General features: G+C 69.9%; 20 protein-coding genes. 8 read left to right on the forward strand and 12 right to left on the reverse strand.

Translation table 11 applies throughout. The annotated features are described in order from the left end of the window. Window positions 1-5: 5 nt before the first annotated feature. From DEIGR_RS13780 to gatC, 5 genes are all read right to left on the reverse strand, one after another. A complete protein-coding gene (locus tag DEIGR_RS13780; RefSeq protein WP_058978128.1) occupies window positions 6-452 on the reverse strand; it encodes a hypothetical protein in 447 nt (148 codons plus the stop codon). Further along, window positions 449-976 (reverse strand): DinB family protein, encoded by a 528-nt coding sequence (locus DEIGR_RS13785; protein WP_058978130.1) that lies wholly within the window; start codon window positions 974-976, stop codon window positions 449-451. Before DEIGR_RS13785 ends, DEIGR_RS13780 begins: the two co-directional genes overlap by 4 nt. Before the next feature lie 189 nt (window positions 977-1,165). Next, window positions 1,166-1,732: a hypothetical protein gene (locus DEIGR_RS13790; protein WP_058978132.1), complete on the reverse strand. Its 567-nt coding sequence runs from the start codon at window positions 1,730-1,732 to the stop codon at window positions 1,166-1,168. 75 nt (window positions 1,733-1,807) lie between these two features. After that, the gene (gene serS, locus DEIGR_RS13795; protein WP_058978134.1) at window positions 1,808-3,085 is read right to left on the reverse strand and encodes a serine--tRNA ligase; all 1,278 of its coding nucleotides are present in this window, start codon (window positions 3,083-3,085) and stop codon (window positions 1,808-1,810) included. 70 nt (window positions 3,086-3,155) lie between these two features. Next, window positions 3,156-3,449 carry an Asp-tRNA(Asn)/Glu-tRNA(Gln) amidotransferase subunit GatC gene (gene gatC, locus DEIGR_RS13800; protein WP_058978136.1) on the reverse strand — a complete coding sequence of 98 codons (294 nt, stop codon included), beginning with the start codon at window positions 3,447-3,449 and terminating at the stop codon, window positions 3,156-3,158. A 62-nt stretch (window positions 3,450-3,511) separates the two neighbouring features. On the opposite strand from gatC, the gene DEIGR_RS13805 reads away from it, so the two are divergent. Next, on the forward strand, window positions 3,512-4,990 hold the full coding sequence (locus DEIGR_RS13805) for a serine hydrolase (RefSeq protein WP_058978138.1): 1,479 nt from the start codon (window positions 3,512-3,514) through the stop codon (window positions 4,988-4,990). A 70-nt stretch (window positions 4,991-5,060) separates the two neighbouring features. On the opposite strand, the gene mscL is transcribed toward DEIGR_RS13805, so the two are convergent. Then, entirely contained in the window at window positions 5,061-5,444 is a 384-nt protein-coding gene (mscL, locus tag DEIGR_RS13810) for a large conductance mechanosensitive channel protein MscL (RefSeq protein WP_058978140.1), read from the reverse strand. 380 nt (window positions 5,445-5,824) lie between these two features. After that, the gene (locus DEIGR_RS13815) at window positions 5,825-7,339 is read right to left on the reverse strand and encodes a DUF512 domain-containing protein (protein WP_058978141.1); all 1,515 of its coding nucleotides are present in this window, start codon (window positions 7,337-7,339) and stop codon (window positions 5,825-5,827) included. Window positions 7,340-7,603: 264 nt separating this feature from the next. Between DEIGR_RS13815 and DEIGR_RS13820 the strand changes: the two genes are divergently transcribed. After that, window positions 7,604-8,722, forward strand: a complete 1,119-nt coding sequence (locus DEIGR_RS13820; RefSeq protein ID WP_058978143.1) for an FAD-dependent monooxygenase — start codon at window positions 7,604-7,606, stop codon at window positions 8,720-8,722. Window positions 8,723-8,880: 158 nt separating this feature from the next. Here DEIGR_RS13820 and DEIGR_RS13825 read toward each other — a convergent pair whose 3' ends face one another. After that, window positions 8,881-9,990 carry a glycosyltransferase family 4 protein gene (locus tag DEIGR_RS13825; protein ID WP_058978145.1) on the reverse strand — a complete coding sequence of 370 codons (1,110 nt, stop codon included), beginning with the start codon at window positions 9,988-9,990 and terminating at the stop codon, window positions 8,881-8,883. 26 nt (window positions 9,991-10,016) lie between these two features. Between DEIGR_RS13825 and DEIGR_RS13830 the strand changes: the two genes are divergently transcribed. Further along, window positions 10,017-10,991 (forward strand): NUDIX domain-containing protein, encoded by a 975-nt coding sequence (locus tag DEIGR_RS13830; RefSeq protein WP_058978146.1) that lies wholly within the window; start codon window positions 10,017-10,019, stop codon window positions 10,989-10,991. Window positions 10,992-11,012: 21 nt separating this feature from the next. On the opposite strand, the gene DEIGR_RS20890 is transcribed toward DEIGR_RS13830, so the two are convergent. The 4 genes from DEIGR_RS20890 to pheS form a co-directional block, all read right to left on the reverse strand. Next, on the reverse strand, window positions 11,013-11,675 hold the full coding sequence (locus DEIGR_RS20890; protein WP_058978148.1) for a hypothetical protein: 663 nt from the start codon (window positions 11,673-11,675) through the stop codon (window positions 11,013-11,015). A 120-nt stretch (window positions 11,676-11,795) separates the two neighbouring features. After that, entirely contained in the window at window positions 11,796-14,252 is a 2,457-nt protein-coding gene (locus DEIGR_RS13840) for a phenylalanine--tRNA ligase subunit beta (RefSeq protein WP_058978150.1), read from the reverse strand. Between the two features lie 86 nt (window positions 14,253-14,338). Continuing rightward, window positions 14,339-14,800 (reverse strand): NUDIX hydrolase, encoded by a 462-nt coding sequence (locus DEIGR_RS13845; RefSeq protein ID WP_058978151.1) that lies wholly within the window; start codon window positions 14,798-14,800, stop codon window positions 14,339-14,341. Beyond that, complete coding sequence (pheS, locus tag DEIGR_RS13850) at window positions 14,797-15,816, reverse strand: phenylalanine--tRNA ligase subunit alpha (RefSeq protein ID WP_058978152.1); 1,020 nt, start codon at window positions 15,814-15,816, stop codon at window positions 14,797-14,799. Before pheS ends, DEIGR_RS13845 begins: the two co-directional genes overlap by 4 nt. Before the next feature lie 239 nt (window positions 15,817-16,055). Between pheS and DEIGR_RS13855 the strand changes: the two genes are divergently transcribed. The 5 genes from DEIGR_RS13855 (at window position 16,056) to DEIGR_RS13875 (ending at window position 22,129) form a co-directional block, all read left to right on the forward strand. Next, window positions 16,056-17,396 carry a lamin tail domain-containing protein gene (locus tag DEIGR_RS13855; RefSeq protein ID WP_058978154.1) on the forward strand — a complete coding sequence of 447 codons (1,341 nt, stop codon included), beginning with the start codon at window positions 16,056-16,058 and terminating at the stop codon, window positions 17,394-17,396. A gap of 108 nt (window positions 17,397-17,504) precedes the next feature. Beyond that, a complete protein-coding gene (locus DEIGR_RS13860) occupies window positions 17,505-18,974 on the forward strand; it encodes a potassium/proton antiporter (RefSeq protein WP_058978156.1) in 1,470 nt (489 codons plus the stop codon). A 275-nt stretch (window positions 18,975-19,249) separates the two neighbouring features. Next, window positions 19,250-20,026, forward strand: coding sequence for an ABC transporter ATP-binding protein (locus DEIGR_RS13865; RefSeq protein WP_058978158.1), 777 nt, complete (start codon window positions 19,250-19,252; stop codon window positions 20,024-20,026). A 133-nt stretch (window positions 20,027-20,159) separates the two neighbouring features. Then, the gene (locus DEIGR_RS13870) at window positions 20,160-20,858 is read left to right on the forward strand and encodes an ABC transporter ATP-binding protein (RefSeq protein ID WP_058978159.1); all 699 of its coding nucleotides are present in this window, start codon (window positions 20,160-20,162) and stop codon (window positions 20,856-20,858) included. Between the two features lie 56 nt (window positions 20,859-20,914). Continuing rightward, entirely contained in the window at window positions 20,915-22,129 is a 1,215-nt protein-coding gene (locus DEIGR_RS13875) for an ABC transporter substrate-binding protein (RefSeq protein WP_058978161.1), read from the forward strand. The last annotated feature ends 49 nt before the right edge of the window (window positions 22,130-22,178 follow it).

Below are 22,178 nucleotides of genomic sequence, written 5' to 3' on the forward strand. Positions count from 1 at the left end.
GCACGCTACTCCAGCACGAAGCGGATGCTCTCCTCGAAGGTGACGCGGGCGACGTCGGCGCGCGGCAGGACGACGTTTTTTCGCCAGGGCATCCATTCGGTCTGCCCCTGGGCGCTGCGCAGGAAGCCGCGCAGGCCGACCTCGACGTAACGGGCGTCGCCGCCCAGCAGCGCGGCGAGTCCGGCGCGGACGGCGTCCGGGTCGGTCAGGGGGCCGGTCAGGCGCGCGGAGGGCACGCCCGGCGCCTCCTCCGGCGTCTGGGTGGGGGTCTGTCCGGTGGAGGTCTGGCCGGTGGGGTTGGGGTGCGGGCGGTACAGGTCCACCGTGAAGCCCGGCAGGGCCAGCAGCGCCGCGCGGGCCTGCGCTTCGGGCAGCGGGCGGGTGAAGGTGACGTGCAGGTCGATGTCGAACCCGCGCGTGCCCTTGTCCGTGCGGGAGGTCGGGGCCGTCACGGCTGAGCGCTCCGTTCCAGGGCCTTGCGGTGCTGGTACAGGTGCGCGGCGACCATGCGCGTCCAGTCGAGCGCGTCGAGTTCACCGAAGAACGGGTGCCAGAGGGTCCGGCCCGGCGTGGCGCGCAGCGCGCCCGTGACGGTGCTCAGGCCCGCGCGGCTGTGCGTCCAGGTGGCGTCCAGGTCGTCCCACGCGAGGCCCGCAGCGCTGGGCTGGGTGTGGGGCGGGGCGACGCGGCGGCCGTCGGGCGTGAGTTCACCGGGCGTCTGCGGCATGGGGCGCAGTTCCCGTTCGGACAGCAGCAGGCCCACGCCGCGCGCGATGGAGTCGTTGATCTTCAGGACGTGCTCGGCCTCCTGCGCGGGGCTCCAGTCGCGGCCCGGCTGGGTGCGGGTCCAGTCATCTGCGCGGGTGCGCAGGTGCGCGTGGAACAGGTCGAGTTCGCGGTCCAGACGGGCGCGGACGTCCTCGGGCGTGGCGCCCATGGGGGCCAGGGCGGCCGGGTCCAGCAGCGGTTTGGTCATGCGGGCAGTGTACGCCGCGCGGCCCGGCGCGGTCATACGCACTCCGGTTGAACGGGTTGCAACAACGTTCAACCCGAGCGGACTCGGAGAGCTGCGAAGCAGAGCGAGCAGAAGAGAAACGCCCCTCCGGGCGTGGAGTTGGCAACCCGGTGTCCTTCCGGGGTGTGAACGAAACAGACGGAATCCGGATCAGCCCTGCATCCACCCGGCCCACACGCCCAGCGCGCCCGCGCCCGCCACGCCGCAGCGGGCCCGGAACGGCCACCCGGCGGGCGTGCTCCAGCGGCTCAGGGGCTCGGCGGGCCCGTAGGCGTCGAAGTCCCGGTCCTGCGCGGCCAGCCCGGCGGTGACGCAGTCCTGCACGGCCTGTGGTCGGAAGCTCCGTCCGGTCAGGGCGCTCAGGAACGCGGCGGCCTCGCGGGTCTGCGCGGCGGTCAGGCGCGTGCCGCGTGGGGCGCCGGGGCGCAGCAGGCGCGCGCCGCTGACGTGGCCGCCGGGGCGGACGTCCACCTCCAGCCGCCAGCCGCTCGCGGTGCGGTAGGTGCGCTGCTGGCCGTCATGCCAGCCCATGGTGTCCGGGGTGTTCTCGCGGACGGTCTGGAGGGTGCAGCGCAGCGCCCGGCACAGCGGCGTGGCGGGTACGTCCACCGCGCGGCCGATCCAGGCGGGCTGCGCCGCGCCCCCGGCCTGCGCGGGCGTGAGCAGGAGCAGCGGCAGCAGGGCGGCGCGCAGGAGGTTCAGACCGGCAGCCTTCATCCTGACAGGGTAGCGGGCACGCATGAGGAGGGGGGCCGCAGGTCAGCGCGGCCCCCCTCTCCCCCGGTCCTGAAGTCAGCGGATGGGCTGACCCAGGACGGCCTTCCCGCCCAGGTACGGGCGCAGCGCCCCCGGCACGTGGATGGTCCCGTCGGCCCGCTGGTGGTTTTCCAGCAGCGGCACGAGAATGCGCGGCGTGGCGATCCCGGTGTTGTTCAGGGTATGCGCGTACACCAGCTTGCCGGTCTCGTCGCGGTAGCGCAGGCCGGTGCGGCGCGCCTGCCAGTCGCCCAGGTACGAGCAGGAGTGCGTCTCGCGGTACTTCTGCTCGCTGGGCACCCAGGTCTCGATGTCGTACATCAGCACCTTGCCCGCGCCCATGTCGCCCGTGCAGTTCTGCACGACCCGGTACGGGAGTTCCAGCGCCTGCAGGATCGCCTCGGCGTTGCCGAGCAGGGTCTCGAACCACTTCAGGCCCTCCTGCTCGTCGGCGCGGCAGATGACGTACTGCTCGACCTTGCGGAACTCGTGCACGCGGATCAGGCCGCGCACGTCCCGCCCGGCGCTCCCGGCCTCGCGGCGGAACGCGCCGCTGATCGCGGAGAACGCCATCGGCAGCTCCTCGGCGTTCAGCTGCTCCCCGGCGTACAGGCTGTTCACGGGCACCTCGGCGGTCCCGGCCAGCATCAGCTCGTCGCCCTCGAGCTTGTACACGCTCTCCTCGTCGCCGGGGAAGTGCCCGGAGTTCACGAGCGTCTCGGGGCGCACGAGCGCGGTCGTGCTCAGCGGCGTGAAGCCCCGCCCCGCCAGGAAGCTCATGGCGAACATCTGCACGGCCATCTCCAGCAGCGCGCCCTCGCCCTTCAGGAGGTAGCTGCGGCTCCCGGACACGCGCGCCACCCGCTCGAAGTCGCTCCAGCCCTGACCTTCGAGCAGGTCCACCTGATCGCGCGGCGTGAACTCGAACGCGGGGAGCTGTCCCTCGCGGCGCAGCTCGACGTTGTCATTGTCGTCCTTGCCGACCGGCACCGAGGCGTGCGGGATGTTCGGCACGCGCAGCAGCAGCTGCCTGAGGTTGTCCTCGTGGGCACGCAGGGCCGGGTCGAGCGCCTTGATCTCCTCGGCGAGGTCCTTGCCGCGCTGGATCAGGGTGGGGCGCTCCTCGGGCGTCGCCCTGGGCACCAGTTTCGCGTTGGCGTTGCGTTCGGCCTGCATGGCCTCCACGCGCTGCTTGAGGTCCACCAGTTCGCGGTCGAGGCGCAGCAGCTCGTCGATGTCGAGGTTCACGCCCTTGACGTCCACGGCGTGCTTCACGGCTCCGGCGTTCTCGCGGATGAATTTGAGGTCGAGCATCACAGCCTCCAGAGACGGTCGGTGACCATCAAGTCAAGCGAGGGGCCGCCCCTGAGCGTCTTGCCCGTCATCAGTCGGTCTCCACGGTACGGGGGACGCGGATGTGCCCGTCGGGCATGCTCTCGGGCGCCAGCGCGGTGACGGTCGCCACGGGGAACACGTCGCCCGCGACGTCGTCGCGCAGGACGTTCACGAGGTTCACGGGGCGCTGCATCTCCTGCACGCCGTCGGTGTTCACCTCGCTGAGCTGTTCGAAGTAGCCGAGCACGCGGGTGAGGTCGGCCTGCATGGCCGCGCGTTCCTCCGGGGTCAGGTGCAGCCGCGCGAGCTGCGCGAGGTGGTCGATCTGGGCCGCGTCAATCATGCCCAGAAGTATAGAGTCGCCACCCCCGGAACCCGCACCCGCCCACTGGCGTAGTGCCTGACATGCGCCCCCTCACCGCTGCCCTGATCGTCCTGACCGCCGCCCTGCCCGCGCAGGCCCAGACGCCCACCCAGACGCCATCCAACCCGGCGGCCGCCGTGACGCGCCTGTTCAGCGGGCCGGTGCAGTCGGCGTGGCTGGCGCCGTCCTTCCTGGCGGCCCTGCCCGCCGACGGCCTCCAGGCGGCGCTGGACGGCCTGACCGCCCAGCTGGGCGCGTTCGTGCGGACCGAGGCGCGCGGGGACCTGCTCGTGGCGGTGTTCGAGCGCGGTGACCTGAACGTGCTGGCGGCGCTGGACGACCAGGGGCGCTTCACGGGCCTGCGCTTCACGCCGCTTCTGGCGACGGCCCAGGCTCCCGGGGTGGGTTCGCCGCGCGAGGTGCTGACCCGCATCTTCAGCGGGCCGTTCGACGTCTCGCTGTTCGCCCCGTCCTTCCTGGCGGCCGTGCCGGAAGCGCAGCTGCGCGCCCTGCTGGCGGACGTCACGGCGCAGTTCGGCGCCCTGAAGGACGTGCAGATCGGCGCGCAGATGGCGGCCCTGATCTTCGAGCGGGGGCAGCTGAACGTGACACAGTTCTCGCTGGACGACCAGGGCCGCGTGACGGGACTGCTCCTCACGCCGCCCCCGCCGGTCTTCACGTCGCTGGACGAGGCCCGCGCGGCCTTCGCGGCGCTGCCCGGTCAGGTCAGCCTGCTCGTGCAGGAGGTCGGTGCGCGCACGCCCGCCGCCGCGCTGAACGTCACGCGGCCCCTGGCGGTCGGGTCCACGTTCAAGCTGGCGATCCTGGCCGAACTGCAAGCACAGGTGAGCGCCGGGCAGAAACAGTGGACGGACGAGGTGACCCTCACCGACGCAGACCGCAGCCTGCCCAGCGGCACCCTGCAGGACGCCCCCACCGGCAGCCGCTACACGCTGCGGGACCTGGCGGCGCGGATGATCGCGCAGAGTGACAACACCGCCACCGACCTGCTGCTGGGCGTGGTGGGCCGCGCGGGCGTGGAGGCCCGCTTCGGCCAGCGGCCCTTCCCGAGCACCCGTGAGGCCTTCGCCCTGAAGAATCCCGCGAACGCCGCGCTGCTCGCCGGGTACCGCGCCGCCGTCCTGAACGTGCCCGCGCGCCGCGCGGTGCTGGACCGCGCCCGCATGGCGCCGCTGCCCGCCGCCGCCGACTTCGCAGGTGGCGGGACTCTGGCGCGGGACGTGGAGTGGTTCGCTACACCGGCCACGCTGTGCCGCCTGATGAACGAGGTCGCGGCCCTGAAGGAGACGCAGCTGAACCCCGGCGTGGCCGACCCGGCTCGCTTCCGCAGCGTGAGCTACAAGGGCGGCAGTGAGCCCGGTGTGCTGAACCTGACCACGCAGGTCACCACCCTGACTGGCCGTACGTACTGCGTGAGTGCCACCTGGAACGCCCCGGGGCCCCTGCAGGAGGACGCCTTTATTGGGCTGTACGGCGCGACCCTGGATCTCCTGCGGTGATCCCACGGCGCTGAACAGCGGGAACGTCCCCCGGGCCGATGGGCACCGGGGGACGTCGCTGGAGCGCTGCTCAGGGGCGGCGGCGCAGTTCGTCGCGGATCTCGGCAAGCAGTTTTTCCTCGTTGCTGGGTTCGGCGACGGCGGGTTTCTCCTCGCGCTTGAAGCGTTCCATCAGGCGGTTGAAGGGCGTGATCACGAAGAAGTAGATGACGGTCGCGGTGATCAGGAAGCTGACGAGCGCAGTGAGGAACTGGCCGTACTTGAAAATGCTGCCATTCACCGTGAACTGCAGCGCGTCGAAGTTCGGGACGCCGCCGAAGATGCCGATGATCGGCATGATGACGCCCTCGGTGAAGGTCTTGACGACGCCGCTGAACGCCGCGCCGATGATGACGCCCACCGCCAGGTCGATGAGGTTGCCGCGCAGGAGGAACTTCTGGAATCCGCTGATCATGCCCGGAGTGTGTCAGGTCGTTCAGCGTTCAGCAATCCGCCACTCAGCGAGTTGCCTAGTCAGATTTCTCGACAGTATGAATTTTTTCGGGTTCCTGATCCATTTTTCGTGCTATACGACGCAGCGAGCGCAGACCCCCACCGCACCTGCTCCCCCGGCGGGGGCATCCCGCCAGGCAGCCCCCGGCCAGACGCGTCCGGCCCGTCACCCCGTTCTGGAGGCGGCGGGCCGGACGTGACGACCGCTTATACGGACTCCGGTTGAAAGGTTTGCCAAATCTTTCAACCCGAGCGGAGCGAGCAGGAGAAACACGGGTTCCGGGCGTGGAGTTGGCAGGTCGGTGGTGTTCCGATCTGTCAACGAAACAGACGGAATCCGTGTTAGGCCTGCCCGCGCATGTTCTGCTCGGCGACCTGCACCGAGATGGGTTCGGCGGTGTCCTTGACGGCGTGGGCGCTCATGCCGAACTGCGGGCCGCTGCTCTGCGCGCCCTGGAGGATCACGCGGGTCAGTTCGCCCAGCGTGGACCCACCCGCGCGGATGTCCATGCGCAGTTCGGCGCGCAGTTCGCTCAGGCTGACGTCGTCCAGCATGAGTTCCGTGCCGTAACGCAGGGTGGTGGGTGGCACGATCAGCAGGTCGGCCTCGCCGGGCTTGATGGCGTGCCGGAAGCAGCGGCCCGTGAGGAGGCCCGCGACGGTCGTGACCTTGCCGAAGGTCTTGTTCTCGACGGCGCGTACCTCGACCGTCAGGTTCCTGATGGCGCGCAGGGGTTCCACGGCGCGGTCCAGGGACTCTGCGAACAGCGTGCCGGTGCCCAGGATCACACGCCGGGGTTCGGGCAGCGCGTCGGGCAGGTCCGGAATCCCCTCGGTGAGGAAATCACGGATCATGCCCACGCCGTTTTCCAGCATGGGGAAGCCCTCGTATTCCTCCTCGGTGGGGAGCGGCTCGCCGGCCAGCAGGTACAGTTCGTCGGACGGGAACACGAAGCGGGTGCCGCGCTCGGCGAGGAACTGCCTGCGCCACACGTTCAGGCGGCGAAGGGTGTCCTGCGCTTCCTCGCGGGAGAACACGCGCACGTCCGGGAGGTTCGTGCGGTGGCTGGTCAGGCCGATCGGCACGACCGCCGCGCTGATCACGTTCGGGCGGCTGGACAGGTACTCGACGGTCTCGTCGAGGTTCTCGCGGTCGTTGCGTTCGGGGACCAGCACGATCTGCGTGTACAGGTCGATCTGCTCCAGCCGCTCGATCATGCTCCGGATCTGCACCGCCTGCGGGTCCTTCACCTTCAGGCGCCACCACTTCATCATGTCCTGGCGCAGGTCCTGGTTCGCGGTGTGCACCGACACGTACAGCGGCGAGAGGTTCTCGTCCTCGATCCGCCGGATGTCGTTTTCGGAGAGGTTCGTCAGGGTCACGAACGAGCCGTACAGGAAGCTCAGACGGTAGTCGTCGTCCATGATGTACAGACTCTTGCGGAAGCCGCGCGGCATCTGGTGCACGTAGCAGAAGTCGCACTTGTTCGCGCACTTCTTGATGCCGTCGAACAGCACCTCCTCGAACTCCAGGCCCGGGTCCTCCCACTCGACGCTGAACGTGAACGTGTCGTCCAGGCTGGGCGCCGCCGTCAGGAAGAGGCGGTGGTGGTCCTGCGCGGTGCCGGGCACGCCGGTCATGACGCGCGGCGCCTCCTGCGGGCGGGCGATCTCCAGCGTCGCCTTCCCCTGCGAGAGCAGGTGGCGGTACGCGAGGACGTCCGTGACCGCCTGCCCGTTCACGCGCAGCAGCACGTCGCCGGGGCGCACGCCCGCACGTTCGGCGGCGCTGCCCGCCTCCACGGTCTTGATGGGCGCGGGAAACACCTGATCCTGAATCTGTTCGGCTGCCGTCACGTCACTTCACCCCTTTTCGGGACGCTGTGGCGGCCCCTCACCTGCATCACTGCACCTGCACGCGCGGGCCACCCGTGGGGGCCTCGCCTCAAGCACAGCAGCATAACAGCCGCGCCCAGGGTCAGGTGTGAGCGGGCGCAGGTTCGCGCCGGCGCCAGGGCGGGACAACCGGCCCACCCGCCCGGGCGAATACTGAGCTTAACAACGTCCAGCACGGCGAAAAGCCGCGCCTGCCTTCGCCATTCCCACCCCTGGAGGGTGCCCATGAACATTCACGTCGTCGGGGCCGGTATCAGCGGCCTGGCCTTCGCCCGCGCCATGATCCTGCGCGGCCAGTCCATCCACGTGCACGAGGCCGCGCCGCAGCTCCAGTCCATCGGGGGCGGGCTGATCATCCCGCCGAACAGCGCCCGCATCCTGGAACGGCTGGGCGTGGCGGACGTGCTGGACACCCACGGGCTCCCCCTGCGCGACATGCAGATCATCGACGCGGGCGGGCGCGTGCTGTACCACCGCGACCAGCGCGAGGTGGCCCGCACGCACGGCCGCGGCCTGTACGCGATCTCCAGAACGGCGCTGCACCGCGCGCTGGCCGCCAGCCTCCCGGACGGCACGGTGCACACCGGCCGCCGCCTGCTGGGCCTCACGCAGGACGCGCATCAGGTCGCCGTGACCTTCACGGACGGCACCCGCGTGAACGCCGGGCTGCTCGTGGACGCCGAGGGCCGCGTCTCCCGAGCCCGCGACCTGCTGATGCCCGAGGCGCGACTGGTGAGCACCGGGCAGATCGCGTACCGGGGCCTGACGAACATCGACCCGCTGCCCGAATTCCGCGATTCCTTCGTGGAGTTCTGGGGACGCGGGCACCGCTTCACGTTCTTCCGGATCGCGCCCGGCGTCACGTACTGGCACGCCCCCATCCACACGGCCCCCGGGCAGACCCGCAGGAAGACCGACCTGCTGCGCGAGTACCGCGACTTCCCCGACCAGGTGATCGAACTCATCGCCCACACGCAGGAGGACCACATCCACCCGGTGGAACTCAGCGACATCGACCCGCTGCCCCACTGGCACCGGGGCCGGGCCGTCCTGATCGGGGACGCCGCGCACGCCACCACCCCGAATCTCGGGCAGGGCGCCGCGCAGGCCCTGCAGGACGCCGACGCCCTGGCGCAGGCGCTGTGCAGCGGGCTGCCGCTCTCGCTGGCGCTGCCCGCCTACCAGCGCGCCCGGGAGGGCACCGCGAACAGCATGGTGCAGCAGTCCCGGCACCTGGGCCAGATCGGCCAGCTGCGCGGCCCGGCCCGGCTGCTGCGCAACGCCGCCCTGAAACTCAGCCCCGAACTGGCCCGCCAGCGCATCGAGACCTTCTACGACGGCTGAGACTCATACGGACTCCGATTGAATGGCTGACAAAGCCGTTCAATCCGAGCGGAGCGAGTGGGAGAAAAACGGGTTCCGGGCGTGGAGTTGGCAACCCGGTGTGGTTCCGGGTTGTCAACGAAACAGACGGAATCCGTATCAGTGACTGTCCCGCGCGGTCAGCGCCCGACCCTTTCCGCCTGAGCCAGTTCCTTCAGCAGCGTGGCGAGGTGCCGGGCGTTGCCGTCCAGCGTGTGCCCCTCCAGCACGCTCTGGCGCGCGGCGAAGCCCATACGGCACAGGGCGTCCGGGTGGGCGGCCAGGGCGCGCAGGGCCGCCGCGTAGCCGGGGGCGCCGCCGCGCACGAGCAGGCCCTCCTGGCCCATGCGGATCAGTTCGCGCTGCGCGGGAATGTCGTTCGTGACGACCGGCGTGCCGCTGCTCAATGCCTCCAGGGTCGCCAGGGACTGGTTCTCCGCGATGGTGGGTTGCAGCACCACGTCCGCCGCGCGGTACAGGTCCGGCATGTCGTGCCGTTTGCCCAGGAACGTCACGTTGCGCGGCGCCGCGCGTTTCAGGGCGGGTTCCAGGTACCCGGTGCCGACCAGCACGAAGTGCAGTTCCGGCGCCTGCCACGCCGTGGCGATGACCGCCGGGTGGTTCTTCTCGATGCTCATGCGGGCCGGGTTCAGCACCGTGAACCCTTTGAAGCCCAGCCGCTCACGCAGCGCGGCGCGTTCCTGCGGGTCGCCGGGGCGGAACTTCACGGTGTCCACGCCGTTCGGGACCGCGTGCACCTGGGTCATGCGGTGGTGCCGCCGCAGATACTCGGCACCCCACTCGGACACGGTGATCACGTGCTGCGCGCCGCGGATGTCCCCCGCCTGCAACCACTCGTAGCACGCGCGGTACACGCCCTGCGGCAGGCCCGGAATGTGCAGCATCAGCTGATCGTGCACCAGCGACACGAACGGCCCGCGCAGCGCGCGGTAGTACTTGCGGTACCCGCGCGGATTCCAGCTGCTCAGGATCGTCAGATCAAAGCCCTGCCCCGCACGCTCCACGCGGGCCACCTCGTCCAGGGTGCGGTAGGCGTGCACGGGAATGCCGCGTTCCTGCAGCTGCGCGCGGAAGTCGGCGGTGCCCGGCACGTCCGGCATGGCGACCTCGGCGTGCACCCCGTGGGCGCGCATGGGGGGAATGATCTCGCGCATGTAGACCTCGCTGCCGCCCACGGCGGGCGCGTCGGTCACGAACAGCACGCGCAGCGGCGCAGCATCGGTCCTCATCGAACGCCAGGGTACCGTAAGCCCTGATGACCCTGATGCAACTGCGTGAGGTATGGGGCAACCGCCCCCTGATGGCCGCCGCCGTGGGCGTCCTGCTCCAGGACGAGCACGGCCGGGTGCTGCTGCAACGCCGCGGCGACGACGGCCTGTGGAGCGAACCGGGCGGCGCGCTGGAACCCGGCGAGGACTTCCTGACCGGCGCCCGCCGCGAACTGCTGGAGGAGACCGGCCTGGACTGCCCGAACCTGACGCTGCTGCCGCTGCCCGAGGGGCTTCAGGACGGCCCGGAGCTGTTCCACCGCTACCCGAACGGGCACGAGATCTACATCATCGGGATGCGCGCCCACGGCACGCTCCCCGCCGCCGCGCTGGAACGGGCCGCGCCGGACGACAGCGGCGAGACGCTGGAACTCCAGTGGTTCCCGCTGGACGCCCTGCCGGACCTCAGCAACAACGCCAACCGCGCCAGCCTGAACGTCCTGCGTGCCCGCGCGGGCCTGCCGCCCCTGCCGCTGATGCCCACGCCACCCGCGCCACCGGTCGGGAATTTCCTGATGGACTTGCGGCGCGTGATCGGCCCGCGCCCCTGGTTCGCGCCCGGCTCGAACGTCCTCGTCACCGACGACGGGGGCCGCCTCCTGCTGCTGCGGCACGGGCACACCCGCCTGTGGACGCTCCCCGGCGGCAGCCTGGAACCCGGCGAGACCTTCGCCCAGACCGCCGCGCGGGAACTGCACGAGGAGACCGGCCTGCGCGCCGCCCACCTGGACCCGCTGCACCTGTTCGCCGGACCCGAGTACCGCTTCACGTACCCCAACGGACACGTCGTGGACTTCGTGTCGGTCCTGTACCGCGCCCACGGCGTCACCGGCACCCTCACCCCGCAGGACGGCGAGGTACTGGACGTCGGCTGGTTCAGCCCCGACGACCTCCCCCCCGAAAACGAACTGAGCGGCGAACTGATCCGCGCCAACCTCCGCTGGTGGCGCACGCACGGCTGACCCGACTCAGCGGGCGGGCCCTCACCCCGCCTGCCCGGTCAGGAACGCGCGGAGTTCCCGCATGAGGGCGTGCAGCGCCCCCAGCGTGCCGACCACGTTCCCCTCGACCTGAAGGCCGTGATTCACGCCGTCCAGCACGAGCACCCGCACGCCCGCGCCGGTCAGTTCCGTGATCCACTCGGGGCGGTACTGGCCGTCCTGGGTGCCGATCACGACCAGCGAGGTCGCCGCGTGCGCCGCGATGGCCGCGCGGACCTCCGGGCGTTCCAGCAGCGGCGTGAGCCACACCAGCCGCGCGCCGGGCGGCACCGCTCCCCCGTGCAGCAGCAGGGTCAGGCCCAGGGTCCCGATGGATTTCGCCACCACGCACGCGCCCCCCGGTTCCGGCAGGATCGCGTGGCAGGCGGCCAGCACGTCCTCCCGCAGCCACGCCAATCGCTCCTCCGGCGGGGCGTCCATGAACGCCGGGACGTTCCAGCGGGTGTCGAGCGCCAGCGTGTCGAAGCCCAGTTCATCCAGCAGGAGCGCCGGGTACAGCAGGCCCGGCTGCCGCGCCCCGTACCTCAGCCCCGGCAGCAGGAGCGCCGCCCCCACCGCCTCGCCCGGCGGGTGGCGGTTCACCATGCAGGGCAGCGCCTCACCCTGGAAGCCGCGCACGTCTGCCGTCACCGTCTCGGAAGTCATGCCCGAGCCTACCCGCCCCCGCGCAGCCCCGCCGCTGCACCTGCATGGGAAGGAGGCCAGAGCACGCGGCCCTGGCCTCCTCTGCCTGCTCAGAGCTCGTGGCTCAGAGCGCACAGCCCGTTATTTCTCGCGGATGCTCCAGCCCTGCGCGCGCACCGCGTTCATGAGGGCGTCCATGACGGGGTCCACCTCGGCGTCGGTGAGGGTCCTGTCGCCGCGGAAGACGAGGCGCACGGCGACGGAGCGGTTGCCTGCGCCGATCTGCTCGCCGGTGAACACGTCGAAGGGTTCCACGCTTTCGAGCAGGGTGCCGCCGTGTTCGCGCAGCAGGGCGGCGATCTCGCCGTAGCTGACGCCTGCGGGGGTGATGACGGCGAGGTCGCGCCACGCGGCGGGCGCGCGGCTGGGGTCGCGGAATGCCCATTCGCGGCCCGGCAGGGGCAGCGCGGCTTCCATCAGGAAGGTGTCGCCCTTCAGGCCGAATGCCTGGGCGATCTCGGGGTGCAGCGCGCCGAGCCAGCCGACGCTCTGCCCGTTCCAGACGACCTCGCCCGCGATGCCGGGGTGCAGGGCCGCAGGGACGGCCTCGCCGCGCAGTTGGCGCAGTTCGAAGCTGGCGCCCAGGGTGCCCGCCAGCGATTCGACGAGGCCCTTGAACGCCCGGAAGTCTCCGGCAATGCCCGCCTGATCGGTTCGGGGCGCCAGCGGGCCGCGCATGAGCAGGCCGACGCGTTCCGTTTCGCCGCTGGTGGGGAAGATGCGGCCCATCTCGAAGATCAGCACGCGGTCGCCTTTCGCGTGGGCCTGCGCGGCCTTCACGAGGCTGGGGTACAGCGCGGTGCGCATGCCGGTCCGGTCGGCGGTCAGGGGGTTGCGCAGGCGCACGCCGGGCCGCTCGGTGCGGGCCTTCCCGGCTTCCTCGTCGCTGGTGAAGGTGTACGTGACGACCTCCTGCGCGCCCAGTCCGGCCAGGGTGCGGCGCAGCGTCGCGCGGGCCACGCCCTCCCTCTCCGCGCCGACGTTGCTCTCGTGGACGCGCAGGGTGGGGAGGCTCTCGGGCAGATGTGAGTAGCCGTGCAGGCGCGCGACCTCCTCGGCGAGGTCCTGCCAGATCGCCATGTCCACCCGCCATGAGGGCGGCACGACACTCAGGGCGTCCCCCTCGCCCTCCACGACGCACCCGAGGCGGGTGAGGATGCCGCGCATCTCGTCGGTGTCCACCGGCATGCCCAGCAGCGCGCGGATCTGCTCGCCCGTCGCCTCGATCCGGCCCGGAATCTCGGGGTCGCCCACGACGGTCGCGCCGGGGTGCACCTGCCCGCCCGCGTCGCCCAGCAGGCCCACCAGTCGGGCCGCCGCGCGTTCGGGCAGCAGGGGGTCCACACCGCGCTCGTAGCGGTACACGGCGTCGGTCTTCAGGCCCAGGCGGGTGCTCGTGCGGCGCAGCAGGACCGGGTCGAAGTGCGCGACCTCGATCACCACGTCCGTCGTGTCGGCGCGCACGTGCCCGTGATCGCCGCCCATGATGCCCGCGATGCCCAGCACCGTGTCGCCCGGCCTGGGCTGCCCGGCGGTCTCGAAGGCCTCCGCGACGGTGGAGACCTCGGGCTGCGCGCCGTCGAGGATCAGCAGGTCCTCCGGGCCGACCTCATGCTCGCCGCCCATCAGGTCCCGCACCCGCTCGCCCTGCCGCAGCCCGAACGCCACGAGAATCTGATCGCCACGCACGTCCCGGCGGTCGTACAGCGCCGTCGGCTGGCCCAGTTCCAGCATCACGTAATTGCTGGTATCCACGATCAGGTCAATCGAGCGCATGCCGGACAGGGTCACGCGGCGCTGCATCCACAGCGGCGCCGGGCCGTTCCGCAGGCCGCCGACCGTGCGGGCCACGAAGCGGTCGCAGCCGAAACGCAGCTTCTGCGTCGGGTCCCGCTCGATGCGGATGCCCTTCTCCGGCAGGGACACGCGGATCTCGCCCTCCCCCACCGCCTGTGGCCCCATCGGGGGCTGCACCAGATCCAGTTTCAGGAACGCCGCCAGATCCCGCGCCAACCCCAGCGCACTCAGCACGTCCGCGCGGTTCGGGGTGACCTCCACGTCCAGCACGTGATCCGCCGCCCACAGCTCCCGCATGGGCGTCCCCGGTTTCGCCGTCCCGGCCGGGAACAGCATCAGCCCCGCGCTGCTCTCGCCCAGGCCCAGCTCCTTCGCGCTCGCCGCCATGCCCCAGGACTCCACGCCCTGCAACGCCCGCACGCCATACGTCATGCCGCCCAGCTCCGTGCCCGGCGATACCAGCGCCAGCATCGTCCCCGCCGGCAGCCCCACCGCGTTCCCCGCACCCGACGCGATGACCCGCTCGCCATGCTCACCGACATCCAGCGTCAGGCGCGTCAACTGCGTGCCCGGCATCGCCTCCGCCGCCTTCACGGCCACCAGCAACACCCCCGCAGGCGGCGCGGCGACCTCCTCCACACCCTCCAGCGGCAGACCCAACTGCGCGAAAATCGGCTCCAGCTCCGACACCACCGGCAGACCCGGCACCAGTTCCTTCAACCACGAATACGGAATTTTCATTGAGTAACCTCTTGAGTTGGTCGGGGGGTAGGGAACCCCTCACCCCGGCCCTCTCCCTTGGGGAGAGGGAGAAAAACGCTCTGGCTTCAGCTTTCTGTCAGTCCCTCTCCCGTGGGGAGAGGGGTTGGGGTGAGGGGTCCGTGCGCCACCTCGCGCACGAGTTCCCTCGCCCGCTCGGGCACGAGGTTCACGCTTTCCAGGTCCGTGAGGGGCACCCACTGCGGCGAGTACCAGTTCTCGTCGCTGCTGCGGATCGCTTCGGGGCCGTCGCCGAGGCGCATCTCACCGGACTGCACCTGCGCCTGGAAGTAGTGCTCCAGGTTGCCGATGTTCTCCAGCACGAGCAGTTCGGGGCCGACGGCGACGGTCAGGTTCACTTCCTCCAGCACCTCACGGACGCAGGCCTGGGCAGGCGTCTCGCCATCTTCGATGCCGCCGCCGGGCAGCGTGGCGTACGCGCGGCCCGCCTTGCGCCGGAGCATGAGGAGCACCTCGGCGCTGTCGGTGGTGGCGTCGTTCAGGATGATGGCGACGGCGCGGGCTCTCACTCCAGTTCTCCCCGGAACTGTCCGATGACGCGGGGGTCGTTGGCGTAGAAGTAGCGGATGTCGGGGATCTTGTACTTGAGCATGGCGATGCGTTCCGGGCCGAGGCCGAATGCGAAGCCGGTCTTGCCTTCGTACACGCGCTCCTTGCCCTGGGCTTCGCGGAGGTCGTCGACGGCTTTGAAGACGTTGGGGTGGACCATGCCGCATCCGCCGAGTTCGAGCCATTTGCTCTCGCCGCGGGGGTTGTCCCAGTACACGGCGAAGTCCGCGCCGGGTTCGACGAAGGGGTAGTAGCTGGGCTGGAAGCGGACCTTGGCGCGGGGGCCGTAGAGGCCGCGGGCCATCTCGGCGATGGTGCCTTTCAGGTCGGCCATGTTGATGTGGTCGCCGACGACGAGGCCTTCGAGCTGGTGGAACATGCTTTCGTGGGTGGCGTCGGTGGCTTCGTAGCGGTAGACCTTGCCGCGCACGACGATCTTGAGGTCGGGTTCGTGGTCGACCATGTAGCGGATCTGCATGGGGCTGGTGTGGGTGCGCAGCAGGCGGCCGTCCTCGAGCCAGAAGGTGTCCTGGAGGTCGCGGGCGGGGTGGTACCAGGGGACGTTCAGGGCTTCGAAGTTGTGGTGTTCGTCCTCGACTTCGGGGCCTTCGACGACGGTGTACCCGAGGCGTTCGTAGATGCCGGTGAGGTCGTCGTAGACGCGGTTGATGGGGTGCAGGCCGCCTGCTGGGAGGGGGAGGCCGGGGAGGGTGACGTCGATGGCTTCGCTGGCCAGCTGGGCGTCGAGCGCTTCGCGTTTCAGGGTGGTTTCGCGGGTGTCGAGGGCGTCCTGGATGGCCTGCCGGACGGCGTTGATTTCGGCGCCGCGGGTCTTGCGTTCCTCGGGGGGGAGTTTGCCGAGGGTGCCGAGTTCGCGGGTGACGAGGCCGCTCTTGCCGACGTATTTGGTCTTGACGGCTTGCAGGGCTTCGAGGGTGGTGGCCGCCTGGATTTCGGGAATGGCTTCGTGCTGCATGGGTCCTCCGGTGGGGGGAATGAACAGTCTGGCAATGAAAAGCCCCGCCTCGCGGGTGCGGGCGGGGTGACGCGCTGCGACCTGTTCAGGCGAGCGTGACCCCGGTGCGGGTAAACGGCGAAGGTGTACCGGTCCGGGGCGTCATGGGGTTCAGGGTAGCAGGTCCGGGGGCGGGCGGGGCACAAGTGACCGGACGGTGTTGACATCTGCTTGACAACTGGGGGCAGAATGGTATTCCGATGTTCAATTCAACTGTCCGGCGCGGCTTCGTGCTGCTGGCCTCCGTTTCCCTTGCGTTGTCTTCCTGTGGTCGCACTCCCGCCTCGGCGGCGCCGAACCTGTCTGCCCTGGCGGCGGCGGGCGAGCCGGTCATCAACGAGCTGTACTACGACTCGCCGGGCACGGACGCCGGGACGTTCATCGAACTGAAGGGCCCGGCGGGCGCGAGCCTGAGCGGGTACACGCTGGCGGCGTTCGATACGGCGGGCACGCAGTACCGCACGATCACCCTGTCCGGGACGATCCCGGCGAGCGGGTACTTCGTGGTGGCGCAGGACACGACGGTCGCGAGCCGGAATCTGGTGAATGCGGGCGCGGACCTGAACAACGGGGCGGGGAGCCTGCGCCTGCTGAAGAGCACCACGATCATCGACGCGGTGGCGTACGGCTCGCCCACCAGCAACAAGGGCGAGGGCAGCTCGGCGCCCACGACCGGGGCGGGCAGCGCCCTGGCGCGCGTGCCGGACGGGTCGGACACGAACGCGAACAGCGTTGATTTCAAGGTCCAGGCCGCCACGCCGGGCTCGGCGAACGGGGGCGGGACCGGCGGCGGGGGCGGCACGACCGGGAAGAAGGTCCTGTTCGACCTGACGAAGGCCGAGGACGCCGGGAACGCCGACTGGCGCATCGACGGGGCGTACAGCGATTACGCGAACGCTCTGCGCGGCCTGGGGTACACGGTGAGCAGCATCACGGGGACGAGCATCACCTCGACCAGCCTGTCGGGCGCGTCGGTGCTGGTCATTCCCGAGCCGCAGAACCCGTTCAGCGACGCGGAGCGCGCCGCGATCCAGACCTTCGTGCAGAACGGCGGTGGGGTGTTCATGATCACCGATCACCGCGTCAGCGACCGCAACAACAGCGGCTGGGACAGCCCGGAAGTGTTCGACGGCTGGGACGGCAGCACGCCCGCCAGCGTCAGTACGAGCCTGCAGGCGAGCCTGAACAGTGACGTGATCTTCGGGCTGAACGCGTCGTTCAACTCCAGCTTCAGCGACCCGGTCCTCACGGCGACCCCCGTCACCACGCACCCGATCCTCAACGGCGTGAGCAGCGCCGGGGTGTACGTGGGCACCAGCGTGGACGTCCTGGCGGGCACGGCGCTGATGGGCACGGGCGGCAAGACGTACCTCGCGGTGAACAGCGTCGGGTCGGGCCGCGTGGCGATGTGGGGCGACAGCAGCACCTTCGGGGACAACACGTACTCGGACGGCAGCACCGGCACGTACAACAACTGGCCGAACCTCAGCAACGCCACGATGGGTAAGAACATCGTGCGCTGGCTGGCGAAGGACCTCTGATCTTCATCTAGTCTTCACGTTCCTGACCGGCGGCCCGCTTCTGGGCGGCCGGTCCTGTTTTGCGTGTCCAGGCGCATGAAAAGATGACACACATGATCTGGAGACCGCATGGGTGAAGTACACGCCGAACTGTTCCTGCTGATTGTCGGGGTGCTGCTGCTGGGCAGCCTGCTCATGAGCCGCATCGGGGGGCGCCTGGGCATCCCGGGCCTGCTCCTGTTCCTGGGGGTGGGCATGCTGGCCGGGTCCGACGGGCTGGGCATCCAGTTTCACGATTACCGGCTGGCGCAGGCAATCGGGACGGTGGCGCTGTGCTTCATCCTGTTCCAGGGCGGACTGGACACGAACTGGGCGCACACGCGGCCCGTGGTGCGCCGCGGCCTGAGTCTGGCGACGGTGGGGGTACTGGGCACCGCCGGGATCATGGCGGCGTTCGTGCACTACGCGTTCGGCTTTCCCTGGCTGACGGCGTGGCTGCTGGGCGCGGTGGTCAGCAGCACGGACGCCAGCGCGGTGTTCAGCGTCCTCAAGGAGCGGCAGCTGGGCCTGAAGGGGGACGTGGCGCCGCTGCTGGAGTTCGAGTCCGGCGGGAACGACCCGATGGCGGTCTTCCTGACGGTGGGCCTGCTGGAACTGATCGCGAATCCGGGGCTGGGCGTGCTGAGCATCGTGCCGCTGTTCGTCAAGCAGATGCTGCTGGGCGCCGTGTTCGGGGTGGTGCTGGGCCGCGCGGCGCTGTGGGTCCTGAACCGCCTGCAGCTGCAGTTCGAGGGCCTGTACTCGGTGCTGTCGCTGGCGCTGGCCCTGACGATCTTCGCGGGCACGGCGGTCGCGGGCGGCAGCGGCTTCCTGGCGATCTACATCGCGGGCGTGATCCTGGGCAACGCGGACTTCATCCACAAGCGGTCCCTGATCGGCTTCCACGATGGGCTGTCGTGGCTGATGCAGGTGGCGATGTTCCTCACGCTGGGTCTGCTCGTGAACCCGCACGACCTCCTGCCCACGGCGGGCCTGGCGATCGCGTGCGCGCTCGTGCTGGTGTTCCTGGCGCGGCCGGTCAGCGTGTACCTGGCGCTGGCCCGCGCGAAGATGCCGCTGAACGAGAAGAGCATGGTGGCGTGGGTGGGCCTGCGCGGCGCGGTGCCGATCGTCCTGGCGACCTTCCCGCTGCTGGCGGGCGTGCCGCAGGCGCAGACGCTGTTCAACATCGTGTTCTTCATCGTGCTGGTCAGCGTGCTGCTGCAGGGCACCACCCTGACGCTCGTGGCGCGCTTCCTGCACGTGCGCGAAGCGCTGCCGGTGAACGCGGCGTCCCCGATCACGTACACGCCGACCGGGCATGACCGCAACAACATGGTCGAGGTGGAGGTCGTGCCCGGCAGCGCCGCCGACGGGCAGCGGATCGTGGACCTGAAGTTGCCGCCCGAGGCGCTGGTGATTCTTGTGAACCGCGCCGGGGAGTACCTCATTCCGCGCGGCGCGACCGACCTGCGCGGCGGGGATCAGGTGCTCGTGCTGGCCGGACCGGAGGAACTGCGCGAGGTGCGCCGCACCCTGGGCCGCCCCGGCCCCGCCTGATACGGACTCCGGTTGAAAGGTTTGCAAAAACCGTTCAAACCGAGCGGATGCGAGAAGGAGAGAAGCGGGTTCCGGGCGTGGAGTTGGCAGATCGGTGGTGTTCCGATCTGTCAACGAAACAGACGGAATCCCTATGCCCCGTCCGGCCTGCGCCGGTCAAAGTGTAACGACAGCGTGACGCGCGCCCGCTAGGCTCCTCCCAGACCACACAACATGGGGGGAGGAGTGATGCGACACGAGGCATCCGGCGCGCCGTGACGGCGACGTCGGTTCACATGGACAGGGTGGCCCCCGCGCCAGCCATTGCGCTGGAAGCGCGGGGGCTGGTCAAGGACTTCCGGGGGTTCCGCGCCACGAACGACGTGAACCTGCAGGTTCATGACGGTGAGATTCACGCGATCATCGGCCCGAACGGGGCCGGGAAGACCACGCTGTTCAACCTGCTGTCCGGCTTCCTGAAACCCACGGCGGGCGAGGTGCGTCTGTTCGGCGAGCGGGTGGACACCCTGCGGCCCTTCGAGATCGTGCGGCGGGGTCTGTCCCGGTCGTTTCAGATCAGTTCGGTGTTCCCGACCCTGAGCGTGCGGGAGAACGTGCTGGTGGCCCTCCAGTCACCCACGCCGCTCCCGCACCGGTTCTGGGTGCCGCTGTCACGCCTGGAGTCGCTGGGCGAGCGGGCGGACGCGATCCTCGCGGACGTGGGCCTGGGCGGCATGCCAGGGCGGCTGGCGGCGGACCTGAGTCACGGGGAGAAACGGCAGCTGGAGATCGGGATCTCCATGACGCAGGACCCGCGCGTGCTGCTGCTGGACGAACCCACGTCCGGCATGGGCTCAGAAGGCATCGCGCGGGTGATCGCCCTGGTGCGTCAGGTGGCGCGCGGGCGCACCGTGGTGCTGGTGGAACACAACATGAGCGTCGTGGCGGAACTCGCCGACCGCATCACGGTCCTCCAGTACGGCTCGGTCCTCGCCAGCGGCCGGTACGAGGACGTGCGGCGCGACCCGCGCGTCATCGAGGCGTACCTCGGCGACGACGGGGGACACGCGTGATGCGGGTTCCGTCTGTTTCGTTGCCAGATCGGCACACCACCGATCTGTCCACTCCACGTCCGGAACCCGCTTCGCTCCCTCTCGCTCTGCTCGGATGGAATGGGTTTTGCCAACCCATCCCATCGGAGTTCGTATGACCCCGCTCCTCTCGGTGCAGGACCTGAACGCCTTCTACGGGCAGAGTCACGTGCTGCGCGGCGTGAACCTGCACGTGAACCCGGGCGAGGTCGTCAGCCTGATCGGCCGCAACGGCGCCGGGAAGACCACCACCCTGAAAAGCGTGATGGGCGTGCTGCGCAGCCGTACGGGGCAGATCACGTTCGGCGGGCAGGACATCAGCCGCCTGCCCAGCAACCGCGTGGCGGCGCAGGGCCTGGCGTGGGTGCCGGAGGAACGCGCGATCCTCAGCACCCTGACCGTCCGGGAGAACCTCGAACTGCCGCCCAGCCGCCCCGGAGGCTGGAGTACCGAGCGCATCTACGACGCGTTCCCCGTGCTGCGCGAGCGGGGGCATCATCCGGGCAGCAAGCTCTCGGGCGGGGAGCAGCAGATGCTGGCGATGGTGCGCGTGCTGCGCGCCGGGCCGAAGCTGCTGCTGCTGGACGAGCCCAGCGAGGGCCTGGCGCCCGTGATCGTGCAGCGCATCGGCGAGATCATCGACACGCTGCGCCAGAGCGGCATGGCGGTGCTGCTGGTCGAGCAGAACCTGAAGTTCGCGTCGCGCCTCGCGGACCGGCACTACGTGTTCGTGGACGGGCAGATCGTGGACGAGGTGCCGCGCGAACAGGTGGACGCCCGCCGGGAGGACTTGCTGCGGTACCTCAGCGTGTAAGCCCGCGTCCCTCTCCCCCATTCCGCGCCCCATTCACTCCATCTGGAGGTTGTCCCATGAACAAGACCCGCACCGCCATCCTGGCCCTGACCGCCCTGCTTCTGGCGCCCGCCACGTCTGCCCAGTCCCTGTCCGATGGGGGCGTCAAGGTGGGCGTCCTGACGGACCTGTCCGGCGTGTACTCCGAACTGTCCGGGCAGGGCAGCGTGAAGGCCGCGCAGATGGCCGCCGAGGACTTCATGAAAGCGAACCGCGCGTACGCCGGGAAGGTCAGCGTCATCGGCGTGGACCACCAGAACAAGGCCGACGTCGCCGGGAACAAGGCCGCCGAGATGATCGACCGGCAGAACGTGGACCTGCTGGTCGACATGCCCACCAGCAGCGCCGCGCTGGCCGCCACCGAGGTCGCCCGGCAGAAGAAGACGGTCGCGATGGTCGTCACCGGCGCCACCACCGCCCTGACCAACGAGAAGTGCAACAAGTACACCTTCCACTACGCGTACGACAACTACATGCTCGCCAACGGCACCGGCACCGCCGTCACGAAACGCGGCGGGAGCAGCTGGTACATCATCTACCCCAACTACGCGTTCGGGCAGGACCTGAACCGCCAGATGGTGTCGGCCGTGCAGGAGAACGGCGGGAAACTGGCCGCGCCCAGCGACGCGACGCCCTTCCCGAACACGGACTTCAGCTCGTACCTACTGAAAGCGCAGAGCGTGCGGCCCAAGATCTTCGGGACGATGCAGGCCGGGAACGACCTCGTGAACGTCGTCAAGCAGTACAACGAGTTCGGCCTGAAGAAACAGGGCATCGGCCTGGGCATCGGCCTGCTGTTCGAAACCGACGTGGCCGCGCTGGGCCAGGACGCGTTCTCCGGCGCGATCGCCACCGTGCCGTGGTTCTGGAACTTCGACGCGCGCTCCCGCCAGTGGGCCGGCCGCTTCGAGAAGGCCTTCGGGAAGAAACCCACCTGGGCGCAGGCGGGCGTGTACTCCGCGACCCTGCAGTACCTGAGCGCCGTGGCCCGCGCCAAGACCGACAACAGCGACGCGGTCGTCAAGGCGCTCGAAGGGTACTCCTTCGACGACTTCTTCGCGCGCAACGCCACGATCCGCCCGCAGGACCACCGCGTCCTGCTCGACGTGCAGGTCGTGCAGGTCAAGGGCAAGAGCGAATCCAAGGAAGCCGGGGACATCTACAAGCGCCTGAACACCATTCCCGCCGCGAAGGCCTTCATGCCCCTGAGCGAGAACAAGTGCCGCATGTGAGGAAGGCGGTCTAAGGGTCAGAGGGTCTCACCGTCCAGGGCGCGTCCCA

Origin of the sequence: Deinococcus grandis (assembly GCF_001485435.1) — a bacterium.
GTDB lineage: Bacteria > Deinococcota > Deinococci > Deinococcales > Deinococcaceae > Deinococcus > Deinococcus grandis.

Coding starts and splice junctions, on each gene's coding strand:
- pheS (WP_058978152.1), bottom strand. CDS start 15,816: ATGCAGCACGAAGCCATTCCCGAAATCCAGGCGGCCACCACCCTCGAA.
- DEIGR_RS13805 (WP_058978138.1), top strand. CDS start 3,512: ATGCGCCCCCTCACCGCTGCCCTGATCGTCCTGACCGCCGCCCTGCCC.
- DEIGR_RS13830 (WP_058978146.1), top strand. CDS start 10,017: ATGACCCTGATGCAACTGCGTGAGGTATGGGGCAACCGCCCCCTGATG.
- DEIGR_RS13790 (WP_058978132.1), bottom strand. CDS start 1,732: ATGAAGGCTGCCGGTCTGAACCTCCTGCGCGCCGCCCTGCTGCCGCTG.
- DEIGR_RS13840 (WP_058978150.1), bottom strand. CDS start 14,252: ATGAAAATTCCGTATTCGTGGTTGAAGGAACTGGTGCCGGGTCTGCCG.
- DEIGR_RS13785 (WP_058978130.1), bottom strand. CDS start 976: ATGACCAAACCGCTGCTGGACCCGGCCGCCCTGGCCCCCATGGGCGCC.
- serS (WP_058978134.1), bottom strand. CDS start 3,085: ATGCTCGACCTCAAATTCATCCGCGAGAACGCCGGAGCCGTGAAGCAC.
- DEIGR_RS13855 (WP_058978154.1), top strand. CDS start 16,056: ATGTTCAATTCAACTGTCCGGCGCGGCTTCGTGCTGCTGGCCTCCGTT.
- DEIGR_RS13825 (WP_058978145.1), bottom strand. CDS start 9,990: ATGAGGACCGATGCTGCGCCGCTGCGCGTGCTGTTCGTGACCGACGCG.
- DEIGR_RS13870 (WP_058978159.1), top strand. CDS start 20,160: ATGACCCCGCTCCTCTCGGTGCAGGACCTGAACGCCTTCTACGGGCAG.
- DEIGR_RS13875 (WP_058978161.1), top strand. CDS start 20,915: ATGAACAAGACCCGCACCGCCATCCTGGCCCTGACCGCCCTGCTTCTG.
- mscL (WP_058978140.1), bottom strand. CDS start 5,444: ATGATCAGCGGATTCCAGAAGTTCCTCCTGCGCGGCAACCTCATCGAC.
- DEIGR_RS20890 (WP_058978148.1), bottom strand. CDS start 11,675: ATGACTTCCGAGACGGTGACGGCAGACGTGCGCGGCTTCCAGGGTGAG.
- gatC (WP_058978136.1), bottom strand. CDS start 3,449: ATGATTGACGCGGCCCAGATCGACCACCTCGCGCAGCTCGCGCGGCTG.
- DEIGR_RS13860 (WP_058978156.1), top strand. CDS start 17,505: ATGGGTGAAGTACACGCCGAACTGTTCCTGCTGATTGTCGGGGTGCTG.
- DEIGR_RS13820 (WP_058978143.1), top strand. CDS start 7,604: ATGAACATTCACGTCGTCGGGGCCGGTATCAGCGGCCTGGCCTTCGCC.
- DEIGR_RS13865 (WP_058978158.1), top strand. CDS start 19,250: ATGGACAGGGTGGCCCCCGCGCCAGCCATTGCGCTGGAAGCGCGGGGG.